The sequence below is a fragment of the Colwellia sp. Bg11-12 genome, from assembly GCF_014076955.1.
In the GTDB taxonomy this organism is placed as follows: domain Bacteria; phylum Pseudomonadota; class Gammaproteobacteria; order Enterobacterales; family Alteromonadaceae; genus Colwellia_A.
Map to the genome: position 1 here is coordinate 81,421 of NZ_JACGUZ010000056.1, position 12,120 is coordinate 93,540.

The following is a 12,120-nucleotide window of genomic DNA, read 5'->3' on the forward strand; positions in this document are numbered from 1 at the left end:
AAATAGCTTACTTTAGAATAAATTAAGGGTTTGCTTGAAGTGTAAGCGTCATACCTGAAGCCGCACTATATCCAAAAATATCTATGTACCAAGTACCTGCCGCTGGGTTTGTAAAACTACAGCTTTCGTTGTTACCATTTTTATATGGGCGACAATCATAGGTAGATGAAGTTGATTGTGCTCCGCGGCGAATGTATAAATCTGCATCACCCGAACCACCTGAAAGACTGATGGTCATATCGGCATAACCGGCTGGTAACACTTGAGTGAAACGTTTCCATTGTCCCTGTGATACAGCAACATTTGACTCTGAACCATTAATCGCTGGATTTCCACCGGTAGAGCCACCTGTAAAACTACCTGTTAGACTTAAACCTGAAAAGGCCGAATAAGCTTTTATGCGAATATAGTAAGTACCGCCAGTAGAGGTACCTGCACAAGACTCATTATTTCCACCAACATAAGGGCGACAGTCATAGGTTGAATCCGTAGGGGCTGAGCCAAACTTCACATACATATCAGCATCACCAGAACCACCACTCATCACAAAGTTGATGTCAGTCGCGCCAGTTGGTACTTCCATTGTATAAACAACATCTGTATTGGTTGATGCGCTCAGATTAGTTTCAGCAACACCATTTGTTAATACATTACCGGTAGGAGGGGTTCCTGTATCAGGACAACTTCCAACGCCTACAGCACACCAAGCCGTTTCTACAGCTGTTTTTTCAGTAGTACCGTATAGATCTTGTGCGGCTTGTGCGGTTGCTGAACGTGCACCAGCAAAGTTAGTGTTTTGATTCATGTAAGTCACAAGCGCACGATAGAAAATTTTCTCTGCTTTTGCCATACCAATACTTGGAACGACTGCTGTTGATTTATTACGTGGATGAGTACCACCATCGACTAACAACACATAAGCTAAGTTAGCAATACCAGAGTTACCATGAACGCCACCTTGGTCATTACTGTTACTTGGGTTGCTGACGAAAGGAATACGCTCTGGATACCAATCTTTTGAGTAATTGTCTTTAGTTGGGTTGTCCATATAACGTAAAGCTTTACCTGCAGTGTTATATAAACCGTCACCTAATAACCAAGTAGAGCTTGTTGTGCCATTTTTATATGACTCTGCAGAAAGACCTAAAATGTCTGACCACGCTTCGTTTAATGCACCTGATGCATTGGCATAAATGAGATTTGCTGTTTTATCAGTAACACCATGCGTTAATTCATGACCGATAATATCGAAATCACTGGTAAAGTCGTTCATACCACTTGAGGCTTGGCCATACATCATTTGTGACCCAGTCCAGTATGCATTTTGCACGCCTAAATCAACACTAGAAATTAATGTCATACCATTGTTATCAAGGCTATCACGACCAAATTTACTTTGATAATAATCATAGACTTTTGACGCACCATCATGAGCACGTTGTGCCGCTGCATTACTGCCACAACTTTGCGTATTTGTGCACAACAATGTACCTGGAGCCGAGTTTGCCGAACCGCCATTTAAGGTATAAGTTCTCCAGTTTTTAGCTGAATGTATTTGTGGCTCTCTTGTTAATATTTCAGCTGTATCAGCATCAAAATAAACATAGTCACGACCAAAATCTTCACCGCCATTATCCCACGACACTTCAAGTCTATAAGCGAGTTTAGTTTCTTCTAAAAGTGGTAAATATATGTAAGCAAGCTCTGGAGTATTTAAAACATTACCTATACTTTCGGCGGCGACTACCGCTTGCGCTGAGTCACTTTTTATTGCGCTTGCATTGCTCATCATAGAGAATAAAGGTGATGAAGTCGTCGCAAGTGTTCCTGTAACGTTATACACGCTTGCGGCTGCATTTGTCATGCTAAACGCACTGATCGGTGAGTTCGCGTGCATGATCATACTCGTACCATAAACTTTGAGACCATTAATTGTTTGATCAAAATGCGTATGAGTTTTACCTAATTCATCAGTCCATTGGCGTCGAACATTGAAGTTCTCATTGCCTAGAGAACCGTATGAACTCTGGTTGGTTATCATGCTTTTAAATGCTTGAGCAGCAGGGTTTTTAGTCACAGCAAGAGAACTTACAAGGTCTGGACCTGTAGTTGTCACAGGTGCAATAACAGGAGTACCTGTATTTGTTTCTTCTAGCATTGAGCTTGAGTTCATTTCAACAGCGGTTGCATTCATTGCTGAAGCGGTAAGTGCTGCACCAATAAGAAATGAGAGTTGAGATATTTTATTATTATTTTTCATTAGGTGTTCCTAATTTAACTTAATTTTATGCTTACATTAAAAGCCAAGCGGTATTTTTATTCTCCTCCCTCATTCCATTGATTTAGTTGTCATCCTTGGGTGCTGAGGAATTTTGGCCAGTCTTTGCTGACAAATTAACCGTAGCATTAATTCAATATAATTAACAAATAATTAATATTTAATTAATATTTAATTAATCATACTTGCTGTAACTAATTATTTACGATTTAAAAAGTTTTACGTGTAACTAAAAGGTAACGAAATATTTATTGTGTAAAATATCAGTAATTTATCATTACATTTATAAATTATAGGCAATAGGGTATGAAGTTGAATCACAACTAAGTTTGATAACGAGAGTTATATCGTGTTGTTAATCAATAAAAACGAGTGTGTTAGGTAAGCTGTTTTTTAGTGTTACAAAAGTAACGGTAGGCTTATTTTGGTTATTCGGTACTATGCCTTCAACTAGTGCGAGAATAGTCGTTGATGGAGCATTAGCACTTTTAGACGTAACGATGACAGAAACAAGTTTTCGCCAATGACAACCCACAAAGCCACAAATATCGCCAAGCTCAAGTTGTTGATAAGTTATTTTGAAGTCAGTTAACGATTTATCCGCAAGAAAGTGGATTATTTTTTGATTTGATTTAACCGCATCAATTGCGATAGCGTTAGCTTGGCAGTTATTTGAAATCGATAAAAGAAAAATTAAAGCTATAAGTTGTTTCATTATTAACCTTACTTTTATCGATTTTTAAAGAAGCTAGTTCTTAAGAGCGAGCGGTAACTTCTAATAAATGGTAACCAAACTGTGTCTTTACTGGGCCTTGAACGGTGTTTAAGTCAGCAGTGAAAACAACTTCATCAAATTCTGGAACCATCTGGCCACGACCGAATGTTCCTAAATCGCCACCTTGCATTTTTGAAGGACAGTTTGAGTGCTCTTGCGCTATAACAGCAAAATCTGCTCCACCTTCAATTTGGGTTTTAAGCGTTAAACATTGCTCTTCTGTATCTACTAATAAATGACGTGCTGATGCTTGTGACATGTTGCTTCCTATAAATAGTATAAATTAATATTTTTACTTTACCGTATCTTGAGAAATAATTAAAGAAATCGATGAATTGAATTATTATTCATCGATTCTTTAAACGTTAATCAGTTTAAATGCTTAGTTAAAAAGGCTTCCATCATTGTCATCGCTTTTGTACGATTTGCGGCATCGTTTAGATGATGAGTACCAAATTTGAACAATTCATATTCAACATCTTTCCCTGCGTCTTTTAACGCGTCATACATCACTTCAGACTGGTAGTAACTTACTCTAATATCTGACTGACCATGGAGAAGCAGTACAGGGGCTTTAAATAATTTAGCATGATTAACGGGTGAAACCTTTTTCATCTCGTCAGGGTCTTTACTGACTGCGTTATCAACATAACCATCGCTACCAAAGCGCTCCCAATGATTAATTTGTGCTTCCATATCTGAAACACCTGCAATACTAATAATACATTTAAACATATCAGGCGTTTGGAAACCGGCAACTAACGCGGCGTAGCCACCATAGCTTGCCCCTACAATACAGGCTTTTTCGGTATTTGCTTGACCTGATTCTTTTACCCATTGCATGGCATCGAGTAAATCAGTTTGCATCTTTTTGCCCCACTGCATATATCCAGAGGTTTGGTATTGGTTGCCATACCCTGTCGAACCACGGAAGTTCACTTGTAGTACAGCATAGCCACGGCTAGCAAACATTTGCACGAATGAGTCAAAGTATTGTGAATCGCGCGCGTAGGGACCACCATGGGGATGCAAGATAATAGGGGGATTCTTAACATTGTTAGGTAATGTTAAATACCCATGAAGTGCCATGCCATCTCGAGCTTTGAACTCAAAAGGTTGAACTTTAGATAATGTATATTGATTTAATTGTGGATATTCTCCATACCAGGGTAATAGCTTATTGGTTTTTTGATTAAATAAATAAAATTGAGCGGCTTTACTATCACTAATTGTGCTGATGATATAGCGCTCTTTTTTACGATCCCAGTCATAAATATTTGCCTGTAAATCTTTTTTAGCAAATATGCTGCGGATCTGCCTTGCTAAAGCATCGCTTTCTTTATCAAAATAAACATAACGAACGAAACCATCATTATATTTGTAGCCAATAACTTCTCTTTTATTACCTTCGTTACGGATTATCGCACCAGTAACGTCATAATTCTCAGGGGCTCTTCCTAAAAGCTCAAATTTTCCACTTTCGATGTGATAGCGCCACAACGATTTTTTAGATACATCATTTTCACTTTCGGTGTAATCTGATTTGACAATAATGGAATTATTTTCTTGCTCATACATAATGACACTGAAGGTATCTGTTTTATAAGCTTCTGTTGTTTTTACTAATTGCCAGTCGGCATTGGAATCTTTGCGGGTATAAATATACCTAATATCTTTATCTGGATTTTTGTCAACACCAACACCCAACAATACTTCACCTGTTCTATTTACCCCCCAACTGATAATACGCATAGCGTTAGGTAAATATTTATCAAAACTACCATCATTGACATTCACCTTAAAAACTGAAGAATAATTGCCGTCACGAGGATCGTTTATACTGACTAGAATATGGTTAGGTTCATTATCTAGCAGGCTTAATAACCTAGGGCTATTGTAATAGAAAGTGACCGCTGTTCTTTTTTTACTTTTCTTCCGAATTTCAAAAACATCACTGCCATCAATTTTGGCTGAATACAAATGGGTTGTCCGGTATTTTTGCTTTCGAATTATATAAGGCTGTGTTACTGAGACCAGTATTCGTTCGTCATTTGCCCAAGAAAGGCTATCGATTCGATATTTTTCGAAACCTAGCTGTAATATTACGGTGACGTTACTACGATCGGTAAAAGGTGTAATAGCTACTTTAGTGAACTCTCCTTGGTTTAGAATAACAGCAATATTTTTCCCATCAGGTGAAATTGAAGGGCTAGATACCATTGGCATTTGCGTAAAGAGTTTGAGCGGGATAAGAGGTGTTTTAGCAAGGCTATTGAAGGATATTAATATCAATACTAATGCCAGATTTATGATTTTTAACATTTATATTCCTTTATCATTATTATTTACCTATAGTTTGTAACAAAATATTAACGAAAGGGCAAGAATTAGTGTGATCAAAAATAGTTAGCAAATTAGGCTGTATAAAATAAGAGTGCAAATTTTTAGGGTAAAAAAGGGAATATAAATCGCTATAATATCACAATCGTTTTTTTAAATTATTATGTGATAAATTAATCGCTATTATTTATATGGATGTCGCCCAATGTTTTTACCAAACCTTAAACATTTACGCTATTTAATTGCCCTTTACCAAGAACAAAATTTTCACCGAGCCGCTAGTGCTTGCTTTGTTAGCCAATCAACATTAAGTAGTGCTATTTTAAAGTTAGAAGCACAGCTGAATTGTCAATTAATTGAAAGAGATAGCAAATCTTTTATTTTCACAACACAAGGCATAGAAGTTGTTAATAAATCGCGGCAACTGTTAGTGTCGGCGAACGAATTAGTCAGTTTTGCAAAACAACAAGGTAATGAATATACCGGCACTGTGCGCATTGGTTGTATTCCAACTATCGCCCCCTTTCTATTAACTGACTTTGTGCAAGCCTGCCAAAAAAAGTTGCCCGAGTTAGCGCTGTTTTTGCGTGAAGATACGACTGAAAATTTAATGAACCTGCTAAACAATGGCGAAATTGATCTATTGATTCTAGCATTGCCCATTTCGGTTAATAACTTTCACTGCAGAGTCGTTGGGAAAGATCGATTTTTTATGGCGGGTGACCAAGCCCTTGTTAACACTTTTCAGAAAACAGCGAGTTATCAACACTTACCTGAACAAAGTATTTTTTTACTATCATCAGAACATTGTCTGACTGAGCATGCCTTATCGGCGTGTAAACTTGCTGATAAATCTCTTATCCATTCTTTTTCGGCATCAAGTTTATCAACACTGGTTCAAATGACCGCTTTTCATCATGGTTTTACTTTTCTACCCGAAATGGCGGTAAAGAAAGACGTGGGAAAAAATGAAGGACTAACCATTGCACCACTAGATCGAGATTATTATCGAGAAATTGGTGTTGTTTGGCGAAAAACGTCGATGCGAAATTCTTTATATAATCAGCTTTCAGCAGTGATTTCTCGTTTATTAAAATAATCATGACTGATGGTAAACAGTAAGGTCAGACTTTTTAAAATCGATGGACGATAATATAAAGTTAATTTTGTATTTAAAATTCCTATAAATTAGTCGTTTAATTATTTTGTTGATTTAATTTTAATTCATTTAGAACTTTTTACGACGCTATTACTACCTCTATAGTAACCAACAAATTTAAGAGCATCTCAATTGAAAAACAAAAGGAATAGTTGTGTTCGAACGAAGCGATGAAACATTAGTCAAGCAAGCACTCAAAGGTAAAAAGTCTGCTTGGGTAGCGTTAGTAAAACGTTATGAGAAAAATTTATATAACTATACCTTACGCATGGTGAGTCATCCGGCTGATGCAATGGATTTAATGCAAGATGTGTTTGTGGCTGTTTTTAGAAACTTATCAACTTTTCGTGGTGATAGTCCTTTTAAAGGTTGGATGTTTAAAATCGCTCATTATAGATGTATTGAGTTTTATCGTCGGAAAAGACCAACACAGTCACTTGATGACCTACCAGAACAATTTGATGAAGCTAGCGATGAATGCCCAGAATACCAAGCTGTTTCAGGACAACAAGCAAAGGCTTTGCATAAAGCATTGCAAGCTTTACCGCTAAATCAAAAGTTAGTCGTTGAATTAAAGTTCTTTCAACACTGCACGTTTGACGATATAGCCAAACAATTAGGCATTTCAGTAAATACGGTTAAATCTCGTTTATATAGCGGATTAGATAAATTAAAAGATCATTTGGAGTTTGATTATGTCTGAAGATAAAAAAGTAACATCAGAGGAAGCCTTTGAAAAATGGCTAGACCGTTCAGATTCACTCGAAGATTCATTTAAAGAGACGAAAAACCAAAAAGTGCGGAGTAATGAAAGTGCTGAAGAAGAAAAAATTTGGCAAGAACGGTTAAAAACAGCGATAGCTATTGAACACCAAGAAAGCTTACAAGCTGAGCAAAATGTGCCTGAGTGGGATAGAGCAGCTGCTTTTGAGAGCGATGAGGTTCCATGGTGGCAATGGGGAGGATTACCCGCAATTTCGATGGCTTTTTCTGTATTTGCAGTGGCATTGGTCTTGTTTAAAGTTGAATTTGTAATGAACGATAACGGCATGTTATTGACCTTTGGTGATAAGCAACCATCAGGTTACAGCCAAGCAGAAATTGAGACTTTAGTGAATGCTAAAGTAGACCAAAAGCTGCAATTATTTGCCAGCGAACAACAAGTGGTACTCGCAAATTATGCTGCGGATATTAAAGTGAAGCAACAAGATAATAATCTGCAATTAGCAAGTTATCTTATGGGGGCCTCTCGACAAGAGCGCAAAGAAGATATCGGTGACTTTATTCAGTACATAAACGATCAGCGTGCTGATGACTCATTAGATAATAAAATTAAATTTCAACAGCTTGAAAGTGTTATTAACTATCAATCACTTCAAAAGCAAAATATTAATTATCAACCTGACAATACAAATAATTTAAATTCAGACGGCTTAGGTTTAACCACAAAGCCAGTTAGTTGGACTTCAGAGGAGTAAGACCATGAAAAAATTAACAACATTTATCCCTTGTGCTTTATTTGCTTTAACTGTTACTACCGTAACAGCTGCAGACAATAATCAGTATGCCGGAATGCACAAGCAACTGGATATTATGAGTAATATTATAAAATCGTCAGTGAGTACTCAAGAAAGCCGAAAAGGGTCAAGAATAACAGGTATCGAAAGCACTTATTTAAAAGGACAGGGGATAGTTTTTACGATTAATTCGAGCTCAGGTAATAATCACTGGGGGAATTATAATTTTAATTTCGCCATGCCAGATTTCCCCGTAGCACCTATTGCACCAGTGGTTCCAAGTAGAAGTTCGAATAACGATATTGAATTTGAAAATCAAATGAATAAATCTGTTGCCCGCACCATGGAAGAAGCATCTGAGGCATACGAACATGCAATGGAATCGTTTGAACATAATCGTGAGGGCTATCGAGAATTGCGTGATGAGCAACGAGACTTGTCTTATGAATTAAGAGATATGGCGCGAGAAAAACGTGATATTGAATATAAATTACGTAGAGCTGATGACAAAAATAAGAAAGAGCTGAAGTCTGAACTTGCAGCGCTTAATCAACAAGCAGCTAAACTTGCTTTGGACGAAAAAGCATTCAAAGCCAAAAGTGACAAATTACAGAAGAAGCAACAAGCTCAACAAGTTGAACAAGAAAAAGCACGTGGTGTTTATTATCAAGGCTTGAAAACCTCTTTAACAGAGACACTTTGTTTGTACGGTAATGGTTTAAATGCATTACCTAAAAATGAACATGTTAGTATTATTCTAAAGTCGGCGGGTGAAAAGGATGGCCGTCGTTACAAAGACAGTATTCTAGTGTTTACTAAAAATGATATCAGTGACTGCTCTGCAGATAAAATTACAGTTTCTAAATTAACGCAAAAAAGTCAAAATTATCAATTTTAATATTAAGCCCAAAAAGTTTATTAGCGATACCTCTAGTATATAAGCTATATTTTGCCACTTCACTATTTTAGTAAAGTGGTATTTTTTTTGTTCTAGGTTAAGTTTATCTTTTAATAAAAGGTGTAAAATAATCGTGTTATCATTATTTGGAAGCGCATCATGTTATTTTTGTATTTATATATGGGTTACGCTTTGGTAAAACTTTATTCAGTCATTACTGTATTGTCGCAGCAACACCTTGCATTATCAGCACTCATATTTTCAATCGTCATTTTTTTAATTTGGTCTTTTATACCCGTATTAGGTTATTTGTTGGCTAAACTCATCGGAGCTAAAGGAAAGTCTAGTGCAGCGGTTTTACTCATCATGGGTATTGGCGTTGGTTTATTAGAAAATGCTTTGTTTTATTTTGATTTTCTATCACCTTACCAAGGAGATATGGGAACACTCATTGTTATGGGAGTGTTTTTTATCACGGCTTATTTTTCTTTTCAGACGCCTAGATTATTTTCAAAAAAGAATAAATTATAATCAACATAAAGTCTAAAGCACCCCCCCTGTAGACTTTATGCCTTAAGTACTATTGAGCTTGGCTAAAAACCATATTAATGTAGTCAACCATACCAATAATTTCATTGTCTTCAACGACAGGGGCTAAATGAATACTAAAGCGTTCAAATAATCTGGCGCAATACCGTACGTCCATATTAGGGTTAACACTCAACATAGGCTTTGCCATTATTTCATATAAGTTTACCCGATCGGGTGAACGGTCTTTTGCTAAAACTTCTTTAGCTATGTCAGCAAGCATCACTAAGCCGTATTCATCTTGAGGATTACGTTTATTGATGATTAAGGCACTAACGTTATTATTTTTTGCTAACGTAATACCTTCAGCAACGGTCATCATCCCATCAGCAAATTCATAATTGTTGGTTGTCATCGCATCTTTAACTTGCACTAACTTATGGTTCATAGCTCTTCCTCAACTTTACCTTTTAAGCGCTCTACTTGATGAGCAACACCTACGGCATCTTCTACATTCAATTGAATAGCAATACCTTTGCCAGGGTCTTTGTCAAAGCCGGCAATTTTACTGATACGTTCAAGAATTTTTCTTGATAAGTGCTCTTCAACAACAAAGAGTAATACATCTCTTTGCGACTCAAGTTGCATACCAAAAAAGGTGCGTTGGCGTTTTATACCTTCCCCTCTGGCATTATTTATTATTGTTGCGCCCGTGGCTCCAGCCATTCTTGCGCCTTTCATTACATCGTCTGTTACACCGTCGTCAACAAATGCGACAATTAGTTTAAATTGCATGTGATCACCTGTTTTTCTTATCTTGTATAGGATTTTTTGAGGACTCTTGTTTTTTGGGTTGTAAACTTCGTTTATTAATTTTAATACGTTTTCTTTTTTCACCGTAACGTTCAGCTTGGCGTGCTTTAGCTTGAGTTAATTGTGCGTAAGCCATAACGGCAATTATAGGGAATAAGCTGGCAAAAGCGATTAATCCAAAGCCGTCGATTAAAGGGCTTCTTCCAGGAATCGTACTCGCTAAGCCTAAACCTAAAGCAGCGACTAAAGGCACAGTAACTGTTGATGTTGTTACACCGCCAGAGTCATAAGCGAGAGGTACAATTAATTTAGGACAGAAAAAAGTCTGAATCACCACCACTACATATCCAGAGATAATGTAGTAGTGAATTGGATGACCCACGACTATTCGATAACTACCCAGTGCGATACCTATAGCCACACCAATAGCGACAGATATGCGTAAATTATTGGCGTTAATAGCGCCACCTGAAACTTCTTCTGCCTTTATTGCCACAGCAATCAATGAAGGTTCAGCAATGGTGGTACTAAAGCCTATCGCGGCAGCAAAAATATAAACCCACGTGTAATCAGACCAATGAACATTTGTTAATACTTGCTCGCCGGCATGAATAAACTCTGGCGCGGTTAGTTGCTTCGCCATCATTTTTCCTAAAGGAAACAGTGCTTTTTCTAAGCCAAGTAAGAACAAGGCTAAGCCTATCAAAACATAGATAAAGCCAAAACCAACTTGCTTAATATGAGGAATAGGTTTGCGGATAACTAATAGCTGAAAGCCTAAAATAATAGACAGTATGGGCAGTACGTCAATAACGGTATTTTTTAAGGTTGTTAAAAACTCAAGGAGTAAAGCCATTAACTGATCACCATGCCATAAATCATCACAAAGATCATCGGCGTTAATGAAGCGAGTGCTATTAAACCAAAACCATCAATCATCGGGTTTCGGCCTTTTATGGCTGATGCTAAGCCGACACCTAATGCTGTTACTAAGGGAACCGTAATCGTTGATGTAGTAACACCGCCTGAATCATATGCAATACCTATAATCCAATGTGGGGCGATCATTGTCATCAACACAACAAGCACATAGCCTCCTAAAATTAAGTATTGAATTGGCCAACCACGAATAATACGTAAAACACCAATCACAATGGCAAGACCAACGGCAAAAGCGACAGTAAAACGTAACCCGTTAGCATAAGAAAGTTGTGCGGCTAAAGTATCACTAATTATGCCTCCTGAAGCCGCAACACTTGCTGCTTCTTTCGCTACCGCAATGAGTGCCGGTTCAGCTACTGTAGTGCCAAAACCTAAGCAAAAAGCGAAAGTAAGTAGCCAGCTAATACTGCCTTTTTTCGCAAAAGCTTGTGCCATTGATTCGCCAATAGGGAATAAGCCCATTTCTAAGCCGTAAATAAAAAAAGTTAATCCGAGAACAACGAGGGCTAAGCCCACTAAAATATCGCCAATATTTGGCATAGGTTGCTGAAGAACAGCAAATTGAAAAAAAGCGATCACTAAAATAATGGGCAGTAAATCTTTACAGCTACCGAGTAATGCCTTTAAGAAAACTAAAAATTGTCGGTTCATAAAAATGAGTGTGATTCCCTGTTGATCGTATTATAGGAAATGTGAGCGTAATTACTTTGTTTTGAATCAAACTAATTGTTTTATTTGAATTTAAGCAAAAGACAACTGATGAATGTCATCAAAGAGGAAATTTGGATGTAATTAAATTGAAACGTTATCGAAGGATATCCCTACACAAAAAGTGACCTATCGAGGGAGCAAATTAAGCTGAAAAAATTG

13 protein-coding genes are annotated in these 12,120 nt (G+C 37.2%); 5 read left to right on the forward strand and 8 right to left on the reverse strand.

All coding sequences use genetic code 11. The features are described from left to right. Nucleotides 1-22: 22 nt before the first annotated feature. The 4 genes from H4J39_RS04710 to H4J39_RS04725 form a co-directional block, all read right to left on the reverse strand. Nucleotides 23-2,260, reverse strand: a complete 2,238-nt coding sequence (locus H4J39_RS04710) for a M4 family metallopeptidase (RefSeq protein ID WP_182226229.1) — start codon at nt 2,258-2,260, stop codon at nt 23-25. Between the two features lie 373 nt (nt 2,261-2,633). Next, nucleotides 2,634-2,993 (reverse strand): hypothetical protein, encoded by a 360-nt coding sequence (locus H4J39_RS04715; RefSeq protein WP_182226230.1) that lies wholly within the window; start codon nt 2,991-2,993, stop codon nt 2,634-2,636. A gap of 40 nt (nt 2,994-3,033) precedes the next feature. Beyond that, entirely contained in the window at nt 3,034-3,312 is a 279-nt protein-coding gene (locus H4J39_RS04720; RefSeq protein ID WP_182226231.1) for a peptidylprolyl isomerase, read from the reverse strand. A 110-nt stretch (nt 3,313-3,422) separates the two neighbouring features. After that, the gene (locus tag H4J39_RS04725) at nt 3,423-5,375 is read right to left on the reverse strand and encodes a S9 family peptidase (RefSeq protein ID WP_182226232.1); all 1,953 of its coding nucleotides are present in this window, start codon (nt 5,373-5,375) and stop codon (nt 3,423-3,425) included. A gap of 223 nt (nt 5,376-5,598) precedes the next feature. On the opposite strand from H4J39_RS04725, the gene H4J39_RS04730 reads away from it, so the two are divergent. From H4J39_RS04730 to H4J39_RS04750, 5 genes are all read left to right on the forward strand, one after another. After that, complete coding sequence (locus H4J39_RS04730; RefSeq protein ID WP_182223317.1) at nt 5,599-6,492, forward strand: hydrogen peroxide-inducible genes activator; 894 nt, start codon at nt 5,599-5,601, stop codon at nt 6,490-6,492. A 214-nt stretch (nt 6,493-6,706) separates the two neighbouring features. Next, nucleotides 6,707-7,255 (forward strand): RNA polymerase sigma factor, encoded by a 549-nt coding sequence (locus H4J39_RS04735; RefSeq protein WP_182223318.1) that lies wholly within the window; start codon nt 6,707-6,709, stop codon nt 7,253-7,255. After that, nucleotides 7,248-8,030 (forward strand): hypothetical protein, encoded by a 783-nt coding sequence (locus H4J39_RS04740; protein ID WP_182226233.1) that lies wholly within the window; start codon nt 7,248-7,250, stop codon nt 8,028-8,030. The genes H4J39_RS04735 and H4J39_RS04740 overlap by 8 nt, the downstream gene beginning before the upstream one ends. A 4-nt stretch (nt 8,031-8,034) precedes the next feature. After that, nucleotides 8,035-8,967, forward strand: coding sequence for a hypothetical protein (locus H4J39_RS04745; RefSeq protein ID WP_182226234.1), 933 nt, complete (start codon nt 8,035-8,037; stop codon nt 8,965-8,967). Between the two features lie 159 nt (nt 8,968-9,126). Continuing rightward, nucleotides 9,127-9,498: a hypothetical protein gene (locus tag H4J39_RS04750; RefSeq protein WP_182226235.1), complete on the forward strand. Its 372-nt coding sequence runs from the start codon at nt 9,127-9,129 to the stop codon at nt 9,496-9,498. A 49-nt stretch (nt 9,499-9,547) separates the two neighbouring features. Here the strand turns inward: H4J39_RS04750 and H4J39_RS04755 are convergent, their stop codons facing one another. The 4 genes from H4J39_RS04755 to H4J39_RS04770 are packed head-to-tail and all read right to left on the reverse strand — an operon-like array spanning nt 9,548 to nt 11,901. Further along, nucleotides 9,548-9,943 (reverse strand): CBS domain-containing protein, encoded by a 396-nt coding sequence (locus H4J39_RS04755; protein WP_182181846.1) that lies wholly within the window; start codon nt 9,941-9,943, stop codon nt 9,548-9,550. Continuing rightward, entirely contained in the window at nt 9,940-10,290 is a 351-nt protein-coding gene (locus tag H4J39_RS04760) for a P-II family nitrogen regulator (RefSeq protein ID WP_182181847.1), read from the reverse strand. Before H4J39_RS04760 ends, H4J39_RS04755 begins: the two co-directional genes overlap by 4 nt. Nucleotides 10,291-10,294: 4 nt before the next feature. After that, the gene (locus tag H4J39_RS04765; protein ID WP_182181848.1) at nt 10,295-11,164 is read right to left on the reverse strand and encodes a DUF1538 domain-containing protein; all 870 of its coding nucleotides are present in this window, start codon (nt 11,162-11,164) and stop codon (nt 10,295-10,297) included. Further along, entirely contained in the window at nt 11,164-11,901 is a 738-nt protein-coding gene (locus H4J39_RS04770; protein ID WP_182226236.1) for a DUF1538 domain-containing protein, read from the reverse strand. Before H4J39_RS04770 ends, H4J39_RS04765 begins: the two co-directional genes overlap by 1 nt. Nucleotides 11,902-12,120: the final 219 nt, after the last annotated feature.